Raw genomic sequence first — 19,640 nt, forward strand, 5'->3', positions numbered from 1 at the left:
ACGCACTGCCGTGGACGCCGGTCCGTCATCCCTTTTCCATGACCTTGGCGCCGGTTTTGCGTTTCGATGCTTCTGTGGTGAACCGGGGGAATGAGGGCGATATGTCGTACGTGGAACTGCCGGGCGCGAAGGTACCGATCCGGATGTGGGCCGATCCCGCGACGGTGGAGGAGGGCGCGCTCCAGCAGCTGCGGAACGTCGCCACCCTGCCCTGGATCAAGGGGCTCGCCGTGATGCCGGACGTGCACTACGGCAAGGGCGCGACGGTCGGGTCGGTCATCGCCATGCGCGGTGCGGTGTGCCCGGCCGCGGTCGGGGTGGACATCGGCTGCGGGATGTCGGCGGTGCGGACCTCCCTCACCGCCGACGACCTGCCCGGCGACCTGTCGCGTCTCCGGTCCAAGATCGAGCAGGCCATCCCGGTGGGCCGCGGCATGCACGACGAGGCCGTCGACCCCGGCCGGCTGCACGGCTTCGCGACCGCCGGGTGGGACGACTTCTGGAGCCGTTTCGGGGGCGTCGCGGACGCGGTGCGCTTCCGCCAGGAGCGTGCCACCAAGCAGATGGGCACGCTGGGCGGCGGCAACCACTTCGTCGAGGTGTGCACGGACACGGAGGGCGCCGTCTGGCTGATGCTGCACTCCGGTTCCCGCAACATCGGCAAGGAGCTCGCCGAGCATCACATCGGTGTCGCGCGGGAGTTGCCGCACAACCAGGGTCTGGTGGACCGGGACCTGGCCGTGTTCGTGGCGGACACCCCGCAGATGGCGGCCTACCGCAACGACCTGTTCTGGGCGCAGGAGTACGCGAAGTACAACCGTTCCCTGATGATGGCGCTCCTGAAGGACGTGGTGCGCAAGGAGTTCAGGAAGGCCAAGCCCCGCTTCGAGCAGGAGATCAGCGCACACCACAACTACGTGGCCGAGGAGCGCTACGACGGCATGGACCTGCTCGTCACCCGCAAGGGCGCGATCCGCGCGGGCTCCGGCGAGTACGGGATCATCCCGGGCTCCATGGGCACCGGCTCGTACATCGTCAAGGGTCTCGGCAACGCCCACTCCTTCAACTCGGCGTCGCACGGCGCCGGCCGGCGGATGAGCCGCAGCGCGGCGAAGCGCCGCTTCACCGCCAAGGACCTGGAGGAGCAGACGCGGGGCGTGGAGTGCCGCAAGGACTCCGGCGTCGTCGACGAGATCCCGGGTGCCTACAAGCCGATCGAGCAGGTCATCGAACAGCAGCGGGACCTGGTGGAGGTCGTCGCCAAGCTCAAGCAGGTGGTGTGCGTGAAGGGCTGACGGAACGTCAGAAGGGTCCGGTGCCGGATGGGACTGGACGGGGCTGGGCGGACGGGGGCGGCGGCAGCGGACGCGGCGGGGCCGGGGCCGGGCGGCGCGGGGGGCCGCCCGGCCCCGGCCCTGTGCCGAGCCCGTGCCGGGCGGTGCGTGCCCGTGCCGGACGAGGCGGGTCAGGGGCGCTCGCGGTGCACCTTGGTGTTGGACGCCTGGGCGCGGGGGCGGACCACCAGCAGGTCGATGTTGACGTGGCTGGGCCGGGTCACCGCCCAGGTGATGGTGTCGGCCACGTCGGCGGCGGTCAGCGGCTCGGCGACGCCCTCGTAGACCTTGGCGGCCTTCTCGGTGTCCCCGCCGAAGCGGGTGAGCGCGAACTCGTCGGTCTTCACCATGCCGGGCGCGATCTCCACGACGCGCACCGGACGGCCGACGATCTCCAGGCGCAGCGTCTCGGCGAGGACGTGCTCGGCGTGCTTGGCCGCCACGTAGCCCGCGCCGCCCTCGTAGGTGGCGAAGCCCGCCGTGGACGACACGATCACCACGGTGCCGTCGCCGCTCGCCTCCAGCTTGGGCAGCAGCGCCTGGGTGAGGTGGAGGGTGCCGATGACGTTCGTCTCGTACATGCGGCGCCAGTCGTCCGGGTCGCCGGTCGCCACCGGGTCGGCGCCCAGCGCGCCGCCGGCGTTGTTGACCAGCACGCCGATGCTGCGGAAGGCGGTCGCGAACTCGTCGACCGCGGCCCGGTCGGTGACGTCCAGCGGATACGCCGTCGCCGAGTGGCCGGCCGCCCTCAGCTCCTCGGCGAGCGCCTCGATGCGGTCCTTGCGGCGCGCCGTGAGGACCACGCGGTACCCGGCCTCGGCCAGTCCGCGCGCCGTGGCGGCCCCGATGCCGCTGCTCGCTCCGGTGACGACGGCGATCCGGGACGCGGCGGGCGGTACGGCGGCGGGGCTGGGCATGGACGCTCCTCGGGTCGGGACGGGCCGGGCCGGACGACGGGCCCGGCGCGGCGGGCCGGACCGGCCCCCGGGGCCGGGGGCGCCACCGGCCGGTGCGGGTGGTCGGCGCCCAGCGTAGACGGGGTCCGCGGGCGGGGGCGGCGGTGGTCGCCGGCGGGCTCGTCCAAGGGCGCGCAGTGGTGTGGGGGCGTGTGCGGCGTGCGGTTGCCCGCGGCTGCTCGCGCGGCACCGTGGGGGAGCGGGCGGCCCGGCTCCGGTGGCCCCCTCCGGGCGCCCTCCCCGGTGACTCACCCCCCGTTGCGGGGCGCCCACATGATGACGGCCATCCCGGCGAGGCAGACCAGGGCGCCGGTGATGTCGTACCGGTCCGGGCGGTAGCCGTCCGCCAGCGCGCCCCAGAGGATCGACCCGGCGACGAAGATCCCGCCGTAGGCGGCGAGGACGCGCCCGAAGTGGGCGTCGGGCTGGAAGGTGGCGACGAAGCCGTACGCGCCGAGGGCCAGGACACCGCCGGTGGCCCACATCCACCCGCGCTGTTCCCGTACGCCCTGCCAGACCAGCCAGGCGCCGCCGATCTCCAGGACGGCGGCGAGGACGAACAGGGCGGCGGAACGGAGGATCAGCATGCGGGCAGCTTCGCACGCGGCGCGGCGGGCCCTGCCGGGTGCCCGGCGGGCCGTTCCAGGGGCCCTTCCGGGGGCCCGGCGTGCCGTTCCGGAGCCCTTCCGGGGTGCGCGTCACCTGTTGGACGGCGCCTGCGCGGGGCGGCGCGGGGGATACATCCACACGATCACGGTGAGTCGGCGCGTCGGTGAGTCGATGCGGTGCGAGCGGGAGCGGGTGGCGGCATGCGGAATCCGGTCGGGCGCGAGCAGGGTGCTCGGGAGCGGGGCGGTGCGGGGCGGCGCACGGCGCGGGTGCGGGCCGGGGCGTCGGGTGCGGGGCGCCGGGCGGCGCGCGTGCTCGGGGCGGGGGCGGCGGTCCTCGCGGTGACCGCCGGGACGGCCGCCGGGGCGGCGGCGCTGGACCGAGCCGAGGCGGACCTCGCATACCACGGTGTCGCGACGCTGATCGCGGGGGAGACCGACGTGCGGCTGGTGCCGGTGAACCACGGGCCGTCGGCCGTCGCCGACGCGACGGTGCGGCTCCAGTGGTCGCAGCCGCTCGCCGACGAGCAGCCGGGGCTGCCGCCGGGCTGCGCCCGTTCGGGCGGGCAGGCGGTGCTGTGCCGCACGGGCGCGCTGGCCGTGGACGGTGTGGGGGAGCGGATCGAGGTGCGGGTGCGGCTGGAGGGGGCGCCGTCGGAGGTGTTCGTCGACGTGGACACGGTGTGGAGCGGCGGCGCGCTCGACCGCAACCGGCTGAACGACCGGCAACGGGTCCTGGTGCTGGACACCGGGGACGAGTACCACTTCTGAGCGGGACGGACGGGCGGGGCGTGTCCGGGCCACCCGCGCGGGAGCGGCTGCTGGCGGAGTTGGCCGTGGTGTCCCGGCGCCACATGGCCGCCTACGTGCTGCTCAACCAGGCCGTCGCCGACCGGCTCGGACTGCACCCCACCGACCTGCAGTGCCTGAACCTGCTGACCCTGGAGGGCCGTCCGGTGACGACCGGCCGGATCGCCGGACTGACGGGCCTGTCGACCGGCGCGGCGACCCGGTTGGTCGACCGGCTGGAGCGGGCCGGGTACGTGGTGCGCGAGGGGGACCCGGCCGACCGGCGGCGCGTGCTGGTGTCGACGGTGCCGGAGCGGGCCGACGCCTTCCACCGGGCGTGGGACGGCGTCGGCGGGAACTGGGTCGCCCTCTTCGACGACCTCGACGACGACCGGCTCGCCGGCTTCGTCGACCTGCTGGGGCGGGCGAGCGACTTCGCCGCGACGCGGGCCGCCCGGCTGCGGTCGGGGGACGCGTAAAGCCTCACTCGGCTGGGGCGGGGGCTCGGGTGGCGCGGGCAGGGTCGGCCGGGCCCCGGTGAGGCGAACGGCGGGGTTCTCGGTGGCGCGGGCGGAACCGGGCTGCTCGGTGGGGCGAGGTGAGGCGAAGGGCGTCATCCGGGGAGGAACCCCGGCCGGTGGGCGGGGTACCCGGGTGAGGCTGTGGCCCGCACGGGGCGCGACCGGTGCGGGGTGGCCGCCGGGGCCGGACGCGTCGCCGTACGAGGACGCCGGCCGCGCGGCCGGTCTGCGCAGCCGGCGCGCCCAGGGAGACGCGTCCCGGGCCCGCGCCGCCGGCGCGCCTCCGGGAACGCGGGAATAGGACGTGCGGGCGCACCGTTCCGGAGATATAGTTGAACCGTAAACAACTTGGAGGGTGAGCCGGATGCAGTTCGGGATCTTCAGCGTCGGGGACGTGACCCCCGACCCCACGACGGGACGCACGCCGACCGAGCGCGAGCGGATCAAGGCGATGGTCGCCATCGCGCTGAAGGCGGAGGAGGTGGGCCTGGACGTCTTCGCGACGGGCGAGCACCACAACCCGCCGTTCGTGCCGTCGTCCCCCACGACCATGCTGGGCTACATAGCCGCCCGCACCGAGCGGCTCGTCCTCTCCACGTCGACCACGCTGATCACCACGAACGACCCGGTGAAGATCGCCGAGGACTTCGCGATGCTCCAGCACCTGGCCGACGGCCGGATGGACCTGATGATGGGTCGCGGCAACACCGGCCCGGTCTACCCGTGGTTCGGCCAGGACATCCGTCAGGGCATCAACCTCGCCATCGAGAACTACGCCCTGCTGCACCGGCTGTGGCGCGAGGACGTCGTCAACTGGGAGGGCAAGTTCCGCACGCCGTTGCAGGGCTTCACCTCCACGCCCCGTCCGCTGGACGACGTCCCGCCGTTCGTCTGGCACGGCTCGATCCGCTCGCCGGAGATCGCCGAGCAGGCCGCGTACTACGGCGACGGCTTCTTCCACAACAACATCTTCTGGCCGGCCGACCACACCAAGCGGATGGTCGAGCTGTACCGGACCCGGTACGCGCACTACGGGCACGGCACCCCCGAGCAGGCGATCGTCGGCCTCGGCGGCCAGGTGTTCATGCGGAAGAACTCGCAGGACGCGGTGCGCGAGTTCCGCCCCTACTTCGACGTCGCACCCGTCTACGGCCACGGTCCGTCGCTGGAGGAGTTCACCGCGCAGACGCCGCTGACCGTGGGCTCGCCGCAGCAGGTGATCGAGAAGACGCTGTCGTTCCGCGACTACGCCGGTCACTACCAGCGTCAGCTCTTCCTGATGGACCACGCCGGACTCCCGCTCAAGACGGTGCTGGAGCAGCTCGACCTGCTGGGCGAGGAGGTCGTGCCGGTGCTCCGCAAGGAGTTCGCCGCCAACCGCCCCGCCGACACCCCCGAGGCGCCGACCCACGCGTCGCTCCTCGCCCGCAGGGCCCGCGAGGACCGCAAGAACACGGAGGTGACCCCCGCATGAAGCTCGTCGTCGTCTCGGCGGGACTGAGCGTGCCGTCGTCCACGCGGCTCCTCGGCGACCGCCTGGCCGCCGCCGCGCGGGCCGCGGCCCCGGACGGGCCGGACGCGGCGGAGGTCCGGGTGATCGAACTGCGCGACCTCGCCGTGGAGATCGCGCACACCTTCACCAACGGTTTCGCCGGCCGGTCGCTGACCGAGGCGTACGAGGCGGTGACGCGGGCCGACGGGCTGATCGTCGTGACCCCGGTGTTCTCGGCCTCGTACAGCGGCCTGTTCAAGTCGTTCTTCGACGGGCTGAGCGTCTCCGAACCCGACGCGCTCGCCGGCAAGCCGGTGCTCGTCGCGGCGACCGGCGGCACCGCCCGCCACTCGCTGGTGCTCGACCACGCCCTGCGCCCGCTGTTCTCCTACCTGAAGGCCGTCGTCGCCCCCACCGGGGTCTTCGCGGCCTCGGAGGACTGGGGCGCCGGGGGACTGGACGAGCGCATCGGGCGCGCGGCCCGGGAACTGGTGGCGCTGGCCGCCCCCGCGTCGGCCGCCGTACCGGGAGCGCCGGACACGGCGCCCGACGCCACCCCGGACGCCGCTCCGCCCAACGGTTCGGGCCCCGCGCCCGGCACCGTCCCGGGTCCCGCCTCCGACGGACTGACCGGGGTCCCCGGCGGCCGGGCGATGCCCGCACGGGACACCTTCGACGAGGTCGTGCCCTTCGAGGAGCGGCTCGCCGCGCTGCGTCCCACCGGGTGAGGAACCCCGTGACCACCCGGCCCCGGATCCCTCCACCGGGGCCGGGTCCGGCGCCCGCCGTTGCACACTGGACCTCGTGCCGCACACCGTCCTGCTCGCCGAAGACGACCGCGCGATCCGCCACGCCCTGGAACGGGCGCTGACCCTGGAGGGCTACCGGGTCACCGCGGTCGCCGACGGCGTCGAGGCCCTCGCCCAGGCCCACCGCGGCCGGCCCGACGTGCTCGTGCTCGACGTGATGATGCCCGGCATGGACGGCCTCCAGGTCTGCCGGGCGCTGCGCGCCGAGGGCGACCGCACCCCGGTTCTCATGCTGACCGCCCTGGTGGAGACCGCCGACCGCATCGCCGGACTGGACGCGGGCGCCGACGACTACGTCGTCAAGCCCTTCGACGTCGACGAGGTCTTCGCCCGCCTCCGGGCCCTGCTGCGCCGGGCCGCCGCACCCGCCCCGGGAGAGGGGCCGGCGGGGGCGGCGCCGGAGCCCGTACGCGAACCCTCCCCGGAACCGGCGGCGGGGCGCTTCGTCGAGGCGGCCGGGGTGCGCGTGGACCCGCGGGCCCGCCGTGCCTGGCGCGGCCCACGGGAACTGGAACTCACCCGCACCGAGTTCGAACTGCTGGAACTGCTGGTCCGCAACGCGGGCACCGTGCTTGACCACTCCACGATCTACGACCGCATCTGGGGCTACGACTTCGGCCCCGGCTCCAAGAACCTCGCCGTCTACGTCGGCTACCTGCGCCGCAAACTGGACGAGCCGGACGGCCCGCGGCTGATCCACACCGTGCGCGGTGTGGGGTACGTGCTGCGGGAGGACTGAGGCCCCGGTGACGGCCCAGGACGACAGCCGGGCGGACGCGGGGACGGGGGCGGCGGCGACTCCGATGGCCGGTGCCGAGAGTCGTGCCGTGGCCCGGGCCGAGACCGGCGCGGGGAGCCGTGTCGAGAGCGGTAGCGCGACTGGTCCGGCAGCCGGTGCCGTGGCCGGGTCGGTGGCCGGCGGCCTCGGTGCCCCGGGTGCTTCAGGCGTCGCCAACGCCCCAGGTGCCCCGGGTGCCCCAGGCGCTTCAGACGCCGCCAGTGCCCCAGGCACCCCCGGTGCCCCCGGAGCATCCGTAGCCGGGGTGGTGGGCCGTCCGCCGTCCGGTGCCGCGACCCGGCCGGAGGTCACCCGGTCGCACCTCCGGCCCCGCCCCCGCCCCCGCTCCCGGCGGCGCGCGCTGCGACCGCGTCTGCTGTCGCTGGGGACCACCTTCGCCGTCTCGTTCGCCGCCGTGACCGCCTCCGTCACCCTGCTGATCGGCTTCCTCTCCTACACCGCCGCCGCCCGCCTGGTCCGTGTGGACCAGCAGTCCGTGTTCCACGAGGTGGTGCAGGACCTGCGCAACGAGGTGCGCGCCAACCACATGACCCCGGTGGACTTCTCCTCCACCGCTCCCGGCCACGACCTCGTCCGCCCGGCCCGCACCGACGTCCAGGTCCTCGGACCGGACGGTGACGTCTTCGACCCGGGCGACCCCGGCCTGCCGGTCGGGGCCGCCGACCGCCGGGTCGCCGCGTCCGACGTAGCCGGGGACGCCGTCGAGCACGCCGACGTGCGGGTCGGTGACGACCTCTACCGGGTCGCCACCGTCTCCCTGGGCGGCGGCCGGGGCGCCGTGCAGGTCGCCCAGGAGTCCAGCGACACCGAGGACCTGCTGCGCACCCTCCAGCGCCGCACCCTGGTGCTGATGGCCGCGGTGGTGCTCGGCGCCGGACTGTTCGGCTGGTGGCTGGCCCGGCGCATCACCCGGCGCCTCGTCGTCCTCACCCGCGCCGCCGAGGACGTGACCCGCACCCGTCGGCTCGGCATCCAGGTGCCCGTCGCCGGCCACGACGAGGTCGGCCGCCTCGGCCGGGCCTTCGACCGGATGCTCGGGCGGCTCGCCCAGTCCGAGGAGGACCAGCGGCGGCTCGTCCAGGACGCCGGCCACGAACTGCGCACCCCGTTGACCTCCCTGCGCACCAACATCAGCCTGCTGCGCCGCATCGACGAGCTCCCGCCCGGCACCCGGGAGGAACTCGTCGCCGACCTCGGCCAGGAGGCCCTCGAACTGACCGACCTGGTGAACGAACTCGTCGAGCTGGCGGCCGGACAGTCCGATGCCGAGCCGCCCCGGCGGGTCGACCTCGCCGAGGTGGCGGAGGAGGTGGCGGCCCTGGCCCGGCGGCGCACCGGCCGACGGATCGTGGTCCGCGCGAGCGGTCACACCGTCACCGACGGGCGGCCCGGGATGCTCACCCGGGCGCTGTCCAACCTGGTGGAGAACGCCGTCAAGTTCGACCGGGACGGCCGTGCCCCCGTGGAGATCGACGTCACCGGCCCGGACGGGGCGCACGGTGCGGAGGGGCCGGACCAACCGGATGGCCTGTTCGGCCCGGGCAGCGCGTTCGGCCCGGATGGCATGTTCTGCCCCGATGGCCCGTTCGGCGCGGGCGGCCCGTTGAGAGCGGACGGCCAGGGCGGCCGAGGCGGCGCGGACGCCCCGGACGTCCCGGACGGCCCGTTCAGCGCGGGCGGGCGGGGCCTCGTGCGGGTCGAGGTGCGGGACCGGGGGCCGGGCATCGCCGACGGTGACCTGCTCCACGTCTTCGACCGCTTCTACCGCGCCGCCGACGCCCGGTCCCTGCCCGGCTCGGGCCTCGGCCTGTCCATCGTCCGAGAGGTGGCCCTGTCCCACGGCGGCGCCCCCTACGCGGCCCGGCGGCAGGGCGGCGGGACGGTGACCGGGTTCACCGTGGGCGGCGTGCGACCGCACGGCGAGGAGTGAGCGGGGCGGTCCCCGTGGGCGGGTGGGCCGGCCGGCCGGCCCCGGGAAGGGCCCTCGCGGGTGGCCCGGAGGGGAGCCCCGCCGGGCGCCACCCGCACGGTGGTCCCGTGACGGCCGTCCCCCGGCGTGCCCCCGGGGACGGGCTCCCCGCCCGGCCCCCGGGGGGCGGGCTCTCCGCCCGGACGCGTCCCGGCGCCCGGTGTCCCTCCCTCCGCGCGCCGGTGGCCCGGAACGCTCCTTCACCGGGCCCGCGCCTCCGGTGCGGCGGGCTGTGAAGTACGCCACCGCGTACGCGCGGTCACACGCGAGCATGTATGCGTCCGGGGGCCGTGTGCGCCGCCCCCGGAGGGGAGGGACGGCACATGCTGACCGACGAGGAGGCCGCCGTGCTGGCGGCGATCGACGAAGCGGCCCTGGGGCGGACCCTGCTGGAGCTGATCTCGGTGCCCAGCGTGACGGGCAGCGCCGCCGAGTCGCAGCTCCAGCACCAGCTGGCCGGGCGGCTGGAGTGGCTGGGGATGGAGGTGGACCTGTGGTCCATGGACCTGCCCGCGCTCCGCGCCGACCCGGACTTCCCGGGCACCGAGGCGCCCCGCGACGAGGCCTGGGGCCTGGTCGGCACCACCCCCGACGGCGGTGACGGGCCCACCCTGATCCTCCAGGGCCACGTCGACGTCGTCCCGCCGGGCGACCCGGCCGCCTGGGAGGGCGACCCGTTCGTGCCCCGGGTGACGGGGGACCTCGTGCACGGGCGCGGGGCCTGCGACATGAAGGCGGGGCTGGCCGCCCACCTCGCCGCCCTGGCCGCGATACGGACGACCGGCACCCGGCTGCGCGGCCGGGTCGCGGCCCACTTCGTCGTCGGGGAGGAGGACGGCGGTCTCGGTGCGTTCGGCACCCTGCGCCGCGGGCACCGCGGTGACGCCTGCGTCATCGCCGAACCCACCGCGGGCACCCTGATCACCGCCAACGCGGGCGCCCTCACCTTCCGGCTGGCTGTCCCCGGCAGGGCCGCGCACGGCAGCTCCCGCGAGCAGGGCGTCAGCGCCGTCGACGCCTATCTGCCGCTGCACCGGGCGCTGGCCGCCCTGGAGACGGAGCGGAACCGGGACCCCTCCCCGCTGCTGGCCGAGTACCCGATCCCGTACGCGGTGTCCGTGGGGACCGTCCGGGCCGGGGACTGGGCGAGCAGCGTGCCGGATCTGCTGGTCGCCGAAGGGCGGCTCGGGGTGCGGATCGACGAGGACCCGGCGGACGCCCGCGCCGACCTGGAACGTTGCGTGGCCGAGGCATGTGCCGCGAATCCCTGGCTGCGCGAGCACCCGGCGACGGTCACCTGGCCGGGCGGGCAGTTCGCCGGCGGCCGGCTGCCCGAGGGGCACGCGCTGGCGGACACCGTCGCGGGCGCGCACGCCGACGCGACGGACGGCCCCCGCCCGCGCGGGCGCGGCGCCACCTACGGCAGTGACCTGCGGCTCTACGCCGGTGCGGGCATCCCGACGCTCCAGTACGGGCCGGGGGACATCACGGTCGCGCACAGCGAGCGCGAACACGTGTCCCTGCGGGAGGTGGTACGGGTGGCGCGCACCCTGGCGCTCACGGTGCTGCGGACGGTGGGGACGAAGTAGCGGGCCGGCAGCCCCCGGGACGCGGGGCGGAGGGTGGAGGGCGGTCGTGCCGCTCCGGGCCCGGTGCGGGCCGCTGTGGGAGACTCGACGGGTGATCATCGAACGTGCGTACGCGCACGGTGGTGACCGGGACGGCGCGGAGTGGCCCTGGTCGGTACCTTGCGTGCGGGAACTGCTGCACGGCGGGCTGCGGTTCACCGCGCCGGTGACGTTCGTGGTCGGGGAGAACGGCTCCGGGAAGTCCACGCTCGTCGAGGCCCTGGCGGAGGGCTTCGGCCTGGACCCGTGGGGCGGCTCCCACGAGTGGCGCTATGCGAGCCACCGCACGAAATCCGCGCTCGGTCAGCGCATCCGCTTCGACGCGGCGCCCCGGGGCCGCCGCATGCTCGCCTCCTGGTCCGCCCGCCAGGGCTTCTTCCTGCGGGCCGAGACCGCCCTGGACGCCCTCGGCCGCGAGGGGCTCGACCCCGAGGCCCGCAGCCACGGCGAGGGCTTCCTCGCCGCGTTCCGCGACAAGTTCCTGCGCCCGGGCCTCTACGTCCTGGACGAGCCGGAGGCCGCGCTCTCCTTCTCCTCGTGTCTCGAACTGCTGGGCCACTTCGACCAGTTGGCGCGTCAGGGTGCGCAGATCGTCTGCGCGACCCACTCGCCCCTGCTGACCGCGCTGCCGGGCGCCGACATCGTCGAGGTCGGCGACCACGGCATGCGCCGCACCGCCTGGGAGGACCTCGCCCTCGTCGACCACTGGCGGCGCTACCTCGCCGATCCGCGCGCCTACCTGCGGCACGTACTGGACTGACACCGGCCGGGACGGACACCGGCCGGCCCGTCCGGCGCGGTCGGCGCGACCGGCCCATCCGGCGCGGTCGGCGCGACCGGCCCATCCGGCACGCCCGGCACGCCCGGCACGACTGGCCGGTTCGGGACGCACGGCCGGCGCGGCGGGCAGGGACCGGTACGCCCCCGCACGCCCGGCGCGCGACCGGCCCGCCCGGCACGGCTGGCCGCCGCGACCGCACGGTCGACGCGGCGGGGGGCAGGGCGCGGCCTGGCCTGACCCTCACCTGACCGGACCGGCGGCCCGGCCGGCCGTACCGCGCGGCCGGCGCCGGCCCGGACCGGCTTCGCGCGACTCCGGACCCGCATCCTCGCGCTGTCCCGCTCGGCCCCGCGATGTCCGGGCGGGCGATGAGTTCCGGCCCCGGCGGGGGTCCACCCTGCGACAGGAACCACGCACACCACCGTCGTGGACGAGCGGTCGACACCCCGAGGAGACACCCATGAGCACCGAGCAGACTCCCCGCACCGGCCCCTTCTCCTACGCCCTGACCCGCACGCTGGACGCCCCCGCGGAGACCGTCTGGCGGGCCTGGACCACCCCCGACACGTACGCGCGGTGGGCCTACGCCGTGCCGGGGAGCGTCGAGATGGACGTCCGGCCGGGCGGGGCCTGGAAGGCCACCGTGGCCACCCCCAACGGTGACCGCGTCCCGCTGACCGGCTCCTACCAGGAGGTCGACCCGCACCGCCTGCTGGTCCTCGCCATGGACCGGCCCGGCGGCGCCGAACCCAGTTCCATGGCCATGCAACTCGACGCCCGGGACGACCACCGCACCACCATCGTCCTGCGTCAGAACTGCGACACGGCCGAGGAGCGGGACATGGCGGAACAGGGCAGCACCCTGCTCCTCGACAGCCTGACCGCCTACCTGGAGCAGGGCCCGACCCGGTCCTGAACCGGCGACCTGCCGGCCGGAAGGGCAGGTCAGCTGCCCGGCCCCGGGTCGGGGCGCTTCCACGCGGTGACGTACCCCTTGTACGTGGGCAGGCCGTCGGGGCCTTCGCCCGGGACGATCTCGGTGATCTCCGCCTCGGCCACGTTGTCGTTGCTGGTGATGGAGCACAGGACGGTGCCGACCTTCACCTGCCGACCCAGGCGCAGTTCCGCCGCGGGCAGCGGGTGGGACAGCACGGCCGTCTGCTGCTCCTCCGTGCACACGGTCGTCCGCTTCCCGACGACCACGAGCATGCTGCCGAGCCAGCCGTCGGAGTTGTAGACGAGTTCGGCCGGTCCCGGGAGCGCCCCGCGTTCCATGGTGGTGGACCGGGGGACGTCGAAGTCCAGGTGGTTGGCCCGGTCGTCGGCCGGCGGCGGCGCGAAGGTGAACGGTTTGTGCGCGAACAGCAGGGTGTAGCCGGCGGGCGCGGACGGCACCGGACGTTCGCCACCGCCATCACCGCCACCGCCGCCTTCGTTGGCACGGCCACCGTCGCCGTCGTCCTTCCCGTCGCCGGTCCGGCCGTCGCCGGTCTGCCCGGGGGAGGCCGCGGGGCCGGTGCCCGCGGGCCGGTCCGCCTGGGCGCCGCTACCCGCCCGGTCGTCCCGTGAGCGCCCGTCGTCCGCCTGCCAGGCCAGCGTCCCGGCGACGGTCACCGCCGCCACGGCGAGGGCCGCGACCGCCACGGTCAGCACCTTGGCGCGCCGGCGGGAACCGGCCGAGGGGTCGGCCCGGAGCGTCGTGCCCATCGACGGGGGCGGCCCGAAGCCGCCGGCCGGCACGGCGCCCGGCCCGGGTACGGGCGGGTGTGCCGGTCCCCCGGCCGCCGCGGCCACCGCTGCCGCTGACGGGGCGGCGGACGGCGGAGGGAGGGGCGGTGTCGCCGGTGCCGCGGACGGGGGCTGCGGGCGTCGGACGAGGAGGGTCGCCGCCTCCTCCGCCGAGGCCACCGCCGCGGCCACGGTCGGGGGCAGCCAGTCGTCGAAGCCGGTCAGCGGCCGGTCGGCCAACTCCTCGCAGAGCGCAGCCAGTTCGTCCGCCCCCGGGCGCCTTCCGGGGTCGGCCGCCAGGGCGGCCCGCAGGACCTGCCGCAGCGGCTCGGGGTAGCCGTCGAGGTCCGGCGGACCGGTGTCGGTGGCGGCGATCAGCGCGGCGACCCCGAGGCCGGTGCCGTCCCCGTAGGGGTGGCGGCCGGTGCCGGTGACGGCGGCCAACAGACCGAGCGAGAAGACATCACTGGCCGGGCCGGGCTCCCGGCCCCGAGCGTGCTCGGGCGACATGAAGCGGGGCGTCCCCACGATGCCGCCGGTCACCGTCAGGTTGGTGGTGTCGTCGGAGCGGGCGATCCCGAAGTCGATCAGCCAGGGCCCGTCGCTGCCGATCAGGGCATTGCTGGGCTTGACGTCCCGGTGCACGTACCCGGCGGCGTGCACGGCGTGCAGCGCCCGCGCGAGACACCCGGTGACCTGGAGGGCGGCCGGGACGGGCAGCGGGCCGTACCGATCGAGCAGGGAGTCCAGGGGCAGCCCCGGCTGGTAGGCGGAGGCGATCCAGGGCTGCTCGGCGTCGGTGTCGAAGTCCAACACCGGGACCAGGTGGTACCCGGCCACCTTCCGGGCGGCCTGCGCCTCCCGGGCGAAACGACGGCGGTACTGCGGGTCCCGGGCGTACTCCCGGCGGATCACCTTCAGCGCGAGCGGGCGGTTCCCCCGCGTGCGCGACAGGTAGACGGTGCCCATGCCGCCCTCGCCGATACGGGCTTCGAGCGGGTAGCCGCTGATCTCCCGGGGATCGTCCGGCCCGAGTGGTTCCAAGGCGCCTCCGTCACCGACCGGCAGCATCCGCCGTCCCCCTCTCCGTGTGCCGAGCCCTCCGCGGGTGGCCGCAGCCTAGCCCCCGGCCGGACCGGGCGCCTGAGTAGGAGAACCCATGTACGGCGCTTTCCGGGCGGGCGCTTCTCCGGGTTCTCTCCGGGCTTTGCCCGGGCTCTCTCCGGGTTTTCGGACCGCCGGTTTCCGGGGCGGCCGGGTGCCCGGAGCGGGTGGGGCGGGGTCCGGGGCGACTTTCGTCGTCGGGGGCCGCGACCAAAGGTCACAGCGCCGGACGGCCGACAGGCCCTACCGTGCTGCCGTGACGCACGCGGAATCCATGGAATCGATGACGCCCGCCGGATCCGCCGCCCCGGTGCCGGACGCGGTGGGGCGCCGGTTCCCGCGCCCGGCCGAGCCGCTGAAGGCGCTGTTCGCACCCGGCATGTGGCCCACCCGGCGCGTGGTCGGGGAGTCCCTGCTCCTCCTGGTGCTGCTCGGCATGTCGCTCGGCATCGACCTGTTCGACGGCGCAGGCGTGCCGCGCACCGTCGCGACGGCGTCGCTGATCGTGCTGCTCACACCGCTGCGCCGGGTGCTGCCCGCGACCGTCCTGGTGCTCACCGCCGCCCTTGCCGCGCTCCCCGCGCTGTCCCTGCTGGTGCTCGTCGCCGCCTGGTCGGCCGGGCGGCGCATCGACGGCGCCCGCCGGACCTTCGGCGTCTTCGCCCTCGCCTACGTGCTGGCCCTGGCGTCCAGTGCGTGGGAGTTGCCCGGCCTGTCCCTGCCGGTCATGGCCCTCGGCGCGATGATGCAGCTGTTCTTCATCCTGCTGCCGGGGCTGGCCGGACGCTACCTGTCGCAGCGCCGGACCCTGGCGGACATCCTCGGCGAGTACCACGCCCAGCTCCTGCGTGAGCGGGAGATCATCGCCGAGCACGCCCGGATAAGGGAGCGGCAGCGCATCGCCCAGGACATGCACGACAGCCTGGGGCACCAGCTCGCCCTGATCGCGGTGCACACCGGGGCGCTGGAGGTGGACCGGGACCTGACCGACCGGCAGCGGGAGGCGGTGGGGGTGCTGCGCGAGGCGTCGGCAGCGGCGATGCACGAACTGCGCGACGTGGTCGGCGTGCTGCGCGACGGCGTCGAGGCACCCTCCGGCCCGGCGGGCGGCCCCGCGAACCCGGACCCGTCGGACGCGGGCCCCGGTCAGCGCTCCCGCGGGGTGGCGGGCATCGAGGGCCTGGTGGAGTCCTCCCGCAAGGCGGGCGCGGTCGTGGAGCTGCGGTGCACGGGCGATCCGCGCGCCCTCGGCCCCGCGGCGGGCCACGCGGCGTACCGGCTGGCCCAGGAAGGGCTGACCAACGCCCACAAGCACGCGCCCGGCGCCCGGATCTCCGTCGGCCTGCGGTACGAGCCGGACTCCCTGGTCGTCGAGGTCGCCAACGGCCCCGCCAAGGACCCGGCGCCGCACGGCGTGGCGAGCGGCGGGCAGGGCCTGACCGGGCTGGCGGAGCGTGCCCGGCTGGTCGGCGGCATGGTCCACGCGGGTCCCACGGCGGACGGCGGCTTCCGGCTCGCGGGCGTCCTGCCGTACGCCCCGCCGGGCGACGGCTCCGCCCAGCAGGCCCCGCCGCCCGCTCCGGTCACACCGTTCGTCGCGCCGGTGAACGACCTTCGGGGGCAGAGCCCGGCGGGCGCCCTCGGTCAGAGTGATCGCGTTCTCGAACGGATCGCTCTCCCGAAGGAGTTGGCCAGAGCCATGAACAGGGACAAGAGACGCAAGGGCTTCGCCATCGGCTGCGGGGTGGCCGTCCTGGTGGGTGTGCTGCTGCTGGCCGGTGTGATCGTGGGAGGGGTGCTGCTGTTCCGGGAGGCGGAGAAGTCCATGATCGAGCCGAAGCAGTACGACGCCGTCGAGGTCGGCCGGCCCGAGGCCGAGGTCCGTGACCGGCTGCCCAGCGGTGACTCCTTCCTGATGGACGGCCTGGACAAGGGCGCCCCGCCCGAGCCGGAGGGGGCTCAGTGCATCACCTACCGCTCCACCGAGGTGGCGGACGACTGGGACAAGGAACCGGTCTTCCGGTTCTGCTTCAAGGACGGCGTTCTGGTGGAGAAGAAGTCCTTCGAGGTCACGGTGTAGCGCGTGGGCGGTGCCGTCCTGTGTCGCTGCCCTGTGCCGGCGTCCTGTGCCGGCGTTCGGTGTCGCCGTCTCCGGGACGGACGGGGACGTCCACCGCACGCGTGGCGCCCGGCGCCGGCGGGGACGGCAGGGGCGGCCACGGGGCGGCACCGGCCGGGACGGTGCACCCCGGGATCAGGGATGATGTCCCGGTGTTCGCAGGCAAGGACAGGGCCGCACAGGACCGCGCGGGGGAGTCGTGATCAGGGTTCTCGTCACCGATGACGAACCGCTCATCCGGGCGGGCATCAGGATGATCCTCTCCTCCGCCGACGACATCGAGGTGGTCGCCGAGGCGGCGAACGGCCGTGAGGCGGTCGACCTCGCCCGCACCTGCCGTGTCGACGTCGTCCTGCTCGACCTCCAGATGCCGGTCATGGACGGCCTGACCGCCCTGGCCGAGCTGCACCGGACCGTTCCCCGCGCCCGCGTGCTCATCCTGACGACGTTCGGCGAGCGGCAGAACGTCCTGCGGGCCCTGACCGAGGGCAGCTCCGGGTTCCTGCTGAAGGACTCGGCCCCCGCCGAACTGCTGGGCGCGGTGCGGGCGGCGGCGTCCGGCGAGGCGTACCTGTCCCCGGGGGCCACCCGGCACGTCGTGGACTCGCTGGCGTCGGGCGGCGCGGTGCAGCGCGCCGAGCAGGCGCGCCGGCGCCTGGAGGTGCTGACGGACCGGGAACGGGAGGTGCTGGCCCTGCTGGGGGAGGGCCTGTCCAACGCCGACGCCGGTCAGCGCATCCACATGAGCGAGGCGACGGTCAAGACGTACGTGAGCCGCATCCTCGCCAAGCTGGGGTGCGAGAACCGCGTCCAGGCCGCCCTCCTGGCCCGGGACGCCGGCCTCGACGCCTGAGCGGTGCACGGCGGGCCGGCGGTCGGGGTGGGTGCGGGCCAGATGTCCGTAGGGTCAGTGGTGGGTGTGCACCACGGCGTGGCCCTTGCCGCGGCCGATCATCCACTTGTTGACGGGGGCGGTGACCAGGAAGGCGACGACGAAGCCGCCGAGCAGCGCCGACCAGAACAGCCAGTCCGTCAGGCCCGCGTCCATGGCGCCCGGGGTGAGCGCGATGATGCCGTTGTCGACCAGCTCCATCACGGCGATGGACACCGTGTCGGCGGCCAGTGCGACCCTGACCGCCGCCTTAAGGGACAGTCCCGCGCGCACCACCGCGAACAGGGTCAGCGAGTAGCCGAAGACGAAGGCCAGCGCGATCGCGAGGGCCATGGTCGGCACGTTCCCCCACCGCAGGGCGGTGCCGATGACCATGCCGAGGATCTCTCCGACCGCACACCCGGTGAGGCAGTGCAGGGTGGCCCGCACGGCGGTCGCCCAGGTCGCCCCCGACGGCGCGGCCCCGGGCGCGTGCGGGGCGGGACCGCTCCGCCGTTCGCGTGCGGGGTGGGCGTGATCGTTCATGGTGCTCATCCCCTGTTCACCGATCACCGTCACCGATCGGCCCGCCGGGGCGTATCGGTGGCTGCGTCTGCTGCGTCTGCCGTGTCCGCGTGTCCGCGTGTCCGCGTGTCTGGGCGGAAGGGGAACGCGGTACCCCTAGGGGGTATTCCGGACCGGTGGCTCCGTTCCGTGAGCCCGGAGTGGTACCGCCGGTCCGTCTCCGGGTGCCCGCTTCCCGCCCGTACGAGTCGGCCGACCGGTCAGTGGCCGGCGGGTTCCCCGCCCGGCGCGGGCGCGGGCCAGGCGCCGTCCGACGGCCGCGTACCACTGCGCGGCGAGCACGACCGCGAGGGCGACCTCGACCGCGTCCCCGCCGTAGTACATGATTTGCGCCCCGAGCCGCAGGTCGGACGTCCCGAACGAGGTCCCCGGGGGCCCGGTGGCGTACAGGCTCTTGGCAAGGACGGCGTGGGCGGCCCCGGCCGACAGCAGTGTCGCCCCTCGCAGCGGCAGACCCCACCGGCGGCGCACCGGGTCGAGCGACAGCACCGCGAAGGTGAACAACAGCCCCGCCGCCAGCATGTGCAGGTCGAGCAGGGCACCGAGGACGGGCCGGTGGTGTGCCGCGGCCGACAGGCCGGTGCGGTACAGCGCCCACAGCCCTCCGATGTCGATGACCGCGGCCACCGGGGGGAACAGCAGCCACCCCGCCGGAGCGGAGTGCGCCACGCGCAGCAGCCCGCGACGGACACCGCCCGGCGGCAGCGCCCGCAGGGTGAGGGTGAGCGGGCGGGCGGCCACGAGCAGGACGGGACCGGCCATGCCGATCAGCAGGTGACGCACCGAGTGCGCGGTGAACGGTTCCCCCGGCACCTGCCCCCACAGCCCGTGCACCACCACCGCGCACCCGGCCGTGAAGAGGCAGTCCCGGCGCCACGGCCAGGTGTCACCGCGCCTGCGCAGGACGGCGGCGGCCCACAGGTACGCCGCGCAGGCCAGGCCGATGGTGAGCACGGCCGCCGCCACGACGGCCGGAGCCGGACCGGCCGTCACGACGCCCGCCGCCCCCGCCGCCCGGCGCGCACCAGGACGCCCACCCCGATCAGCAGCAGCACCAGACCGCCCAGGTTCCACGCCCAGTCGTACGGGGCGAGGTCGACGCCGTACCGGATCTGGTGCACCCGCAGCAGCTTGTGGTCCACGATGCCGTCGAAGAGCTGGAAACCGCCCAGTCCCAGGAAGAACCCGGCCCAGCCGTGCGCGGGCGACAGAGCCCGGCGGCGGCGCAGATCCGCGTAGAGGAAGAACCCGGTCACCAGTGCCAGCAGGGAGGCGGTGTGCAGCAGGCCGTCGGAGACGAGCGCGACACCGGAGGTGGAACGGTCGTAGAAGTGGTGCCAGTGCAGGATCTGGTGGAACACGATCTCGTCCACGGCCGCCATCACGGCCGCGCCGATCAGCGCGCACGCCAGGAGGGAGCGGCGGCGGTCGGGACGCCCCGTGCCGCCCGTGCGCTCCGGCTGTTCGTGGACGGTCACCCGGTGCGTACCCCTTTCCGCGGTCGGTGGTGCGTGCTCGCTGCCCGTTCCCGGCGCGCGTACCGCGTA

18 protein-coding genes are annotated in these 19,640 nt (G+C 75.1%); 12 read left to right on the plus strand and 6 right to left on the minus strand.

All coding sequences use genetic code 11. The features are described from left to right. The first annotated feature begins 101 nt into the window (after positions 1–101). Positions 102–1,295, plus strand: coding sequence for an RtcB family protein (locus AB0F01_RS05750; protein ID WP_362090326.1), 1,194 nt, complete (start codon positions 102–104; stop codon positions 1,293–1,295). 170 nt (positions 1,296–1,465) lie between these two features. On the opposite strand, the gene AB0F01_RS05755 is transcribed toward AB0F01_RS05750, so the two are convergent. Together AB0F01_RS05755 and AB0F01_RS05760 are read right to left on the minus strand one after the other, a co-directional pair. Then, positions 1,466–2,251 carry an SDR family NAD(P)-dependent oxidoreductase gene (locus AB0F01_RS05755; protein WP_362090328.1) on the minus strand — a complete coding sequence of 262 codons (786 nt, stop codon included), beginning with the start codon at positions 2,249–2,251 and terminating at the stop codon, positions 1,466–1,468. 287 nt (positions 2,252–2,538) lie between these two features. Continuing rightward, on the minus strand, positions 2,539–2,877 hold the full coding sequence (locus AB0F01_RS05760) for a YnfA family protein (RefSeq protein WP_362090330.1): 339 nt from the start codon (positions 2,875–2,877) through the stop codon (positions 2,539–2,541). Positions 2,878–3,099: 222 nt separating this feature from the next. Here AB0F01_RS05760 and AB0F01_RS05765 point away from each other — a divergent pair, with 222 nt between their 5' ends. The 9 genes from AB0F01_RS05765 to AB0F01_RS05805 all read left to right on the plus strand — a co-directional run bounded on the left by AB0F01_RS05765 (position 3,100) and on the right by AB0F01_RS05805 (position 12,602). Beyond that, positions 3,100–3,669: a hypothetical protein gene (locus tag AB0F01_RS05765; RefSeq protein WP_362090332.1), complete on the plus strand. Its 570-nt coding sequence runs from the start codon at positions 3,100–3,102 to the stop codon at positions 3,667–3,669. Between the two features lie 20 nt (positions 3,670–3,689). Continuing rightward, complete coding sequence (locus AB0F01_RS05770; protein WP_362090334.1) at positions 3,690–4,166, plus strand: MarR family transcriptional regulator; 477 nt, start codon at positions 3,690–3,692, stop codon at positions 4,164–4,166. Positions 4,167–4,572: 406 nt separating this feature from the next. Then, complete coding sequence (locus tag AB0F01_RS05775) at positions 4,573–5,682, plus strand: LLM class flavin-dependent oxidoreductase (protein WP_362090336.1); 1,110 nt, start codon at positions 4,573–4,575, stop codon at positions 5,680–5,682. Continuing rightward, complete coding sequence (locus AB0F01_RS05780) at positions 5,679–6,428, plus strand: CE1759 family FMN reductase (RefSeq protein ID WP_362090338.1); 750 nt, start codon at positions 5,679–5,681, stop codon at positions 6,426–6,428. The genes AB0F01_RS05775 and AB0F01_RS05780 overlap by 4 nt, the downstream gene beginning before the upstream one ends. 76 nt (positions 6,429–6,504) lie before the next feature. Further along, positions 6,505–7,248 (plus strand): response regulator transcription factor, encoded by a 744-nt coding sequence (locus AB0F01_RS05785; RefSeq protein WP_362090340.1) that lies wholly within the window; start codon positions 6,505–6,507, stop codon positions 7,246–7,248. Between the two features lie 400 nt (positions 7,249–7,648). After that, entirely contained in the window at positions 7,649–9,238 is a 1,590-nt protein-coding gene (locus AB0F01_RS05790) for an ATP-binding protein (RefSeq protein WP_362092417.1), read from the plus strand. A gap of 362 nt (positions 9,239–9,600) precedes the next feature. Beyond that, the gene (locus tag AB0F01_RS05795) at positions 9,601–10,866 is read left to right on the plus strand and encodes an ArgE/DapE family deacylase (RefSeq protein WP_362090342.1); all 1,266 of its coding nucleotides are present in this window, start codon (positions 9,601–9,603) and stop codon (positions 10,864–10,866) included. Positions 10,867–10,957: 91 nt separating this feature from the next. Then, positions 10,958–11,665 (plus strand): AAA family ATPase, encoded by a 708-nt coding sequence (locus AB0F01_RS05800; protein ID WP_362090344.1) that lies wholly within the window; start codon positions 10,958–10,960, stop codon positions 11,663–11,665. Between the two features lie 481 nt (positions 11,666–12,146). Continuing rightward, a complete protein-coding gene (locus tag AB0F01_RS05805) occupies positions 12,147–12,602 on the plus strand; it encodes an SRPBCC domain-containing protein (RefSeq protein ID WP_362090346.1) in 456 nt (151 codons plus the stop codon). Positions 12,603–12,631: 29 nt separating this feature from the next. On the opposite strand, the gene AB0F01_RS05810 is transcribed toward AB0F01_RS05805, so the two are convergent. Next, the gene (locus AB0F01_RS05810; RefSeq protein ID WP_362090348.1) at positions 12,632–14,458 is read right to left on the minus strand and encodes a serine/threonine-protein kinase; all 1,827 of its coding nucleotides are present in this window, start codon (positions 14,456–14,458) and stop codon (positions 12,632–12,634) included. A gap of 316 nt (positions 14,459–14,774) precedes the next feature. Here AB0F01_RS05810 and AB0F01_RS05815 point away from each other — a divergent pair, with 316 nt between their 5' ends. Both AB0F01_RS05815 and AB0F01_RS05820 read left to right on the plus strand, forming a co-directional pair. Next, positions 14,775–16,598, plus strand: a complete 1,824-nt coding sequence (locus AB0F01_RS05815; RefSeq protein WP_362090350.1) for a histidine kinase — start codon at positions 14,775–14,777, stop codon at positions 16,596–16,598. Between the two features lie 238 nt (positions 16,599–16,836). Continuing rightward, positions 16,837–17,490 carry a response regulator transcription factor gene (locus AB0F01_RS05820; RefSeq protein WP_362090352.1) on the plus strand — a complete coding sequence of 218 codons (654 nt, stop codon included), beginning with the start codon at positions 16,837–16,839 and terminating at the stop codon, positions 17,488–17,490. Between the two features lie 54 nt (positions 17,491–17,544). Here the strand turns inward: AB0F01_RS05820 and AB0F01_RS05825 are convergent, their stop codons facing one another. From AB0F01_RS05825 to AB0F01_RS05835, 3 genes are all read right to left on the minus strand, one after another. After that, positions 17,545–18,054 carry a DUF4396 domain-containing protein gene (locus tag AB0F01_RS05825; protein WP_362090354.1) on the minus strand — a complete coding sequence of 170 codons (510 nt, stop codon included), beginning with the start codon at positions 18,052–18,054 and terminating at the stop codon, positions 17,545–17,547. A 135-nt stretch (positions 18,055–18,189) separates the two neighbouring features. Next, positions 18,190–19,086: a cytochrome c oxidase assembly protein gene (locus AB0F01_RS05830; RefSeq protein WP_362090356.1), complete on the minus strand. Its 897-nt coding sequence runs from the start codon at positions 19,084–19,086 to the stop codon at positions 18,190–18,192. Next, the gene (locus tag AB0F01_RS05835) at positions 19,083–19,571 is read right to left on the minus strand and encodes a DUF2243 domain-containing protein (protein ID WP_362090358.1); all 489 of its coding nucleotides are present in this window, start codon (positions 19,569–19,571) and stop codon (positions 19,083–19,085) included. Before AB0F01_RS05835 ends, AB0F01_RS05830 begins: the two co-directional genes overlap by 4 nt. Positions 19,572–19,640 lie beyond the last annotated feature (69 nt).

The organism is Streptomyces sp. NPDC029526, from assembly GCF_040637405.1.
Lineage (GTDB): Bacteria > Actinomycetota > Actinomycetes > Streptomycetales > Streptomycetaceae > Streptomyces.